The 512-nt window shown below is 49.6% G+C and carries 1 protein-coding gene; it reads left to right on the top strand.

Annotated features, from left to right (window positions below; all coding sequences use genetic code 11):
• On the top strand, positions 1 to 512 hold a 512-nt coding region (locus R7044_RS28215), incomplete at both ends, for a PAS domain-containing protein (RefSeq protein WP_225456404.1).

Raw genomic sequence — 512 nt, 5'->3', positions numbered from 1 at the left:
AAGCCAATGAAAGGGGGCGACAACCAACGAGCTCTGGTCGAAGGTCAATCCTATGTGTCTACAGCTCGCGGTTCTTTGGGTTATTCCGTCCGCGGTAAAGCGGCGATATTCGACGCACAAGGTAACATCATTGGTGTGGTGTCGGTGGGGTATTTGCTCGACAGGCTCCAAGATCGCATTGAGCCATTCCTCGCTTTTTTAATTTTGATGGTTGTCGTTGTAGTGGTGGCAAATGCCGTGGTGTCCAATTACGCGTCTCGAAAATTCCAGCGCGCGATTTTAGGCTTCGAACCAGAAGAGATCGGCCGTCTGTATGGTGAACTGGAAGTCACCATGAGTACTATCAAAGAAGGTGTACTCAGCATTGACGCACAAGGTGTGCTTCGTTCCATCAACCGCAGTGCTTGCCAGATTCTCGGCATTGACAGAGATAAGGCGCTCAACAAACCGCTTACGGATACATTACGCGACAGCGACTTATATACCGTTCTTGAAACGGGTCAAGAAGATCA

The sequence above is a fragment of the Vibrio sp. 1402 genome (assembly GCF_033340275.1).
Note: the sequence above shows the minus strand (reverse complement) of the source record. Positions and strands in the feature narration are given on the sequence as shown.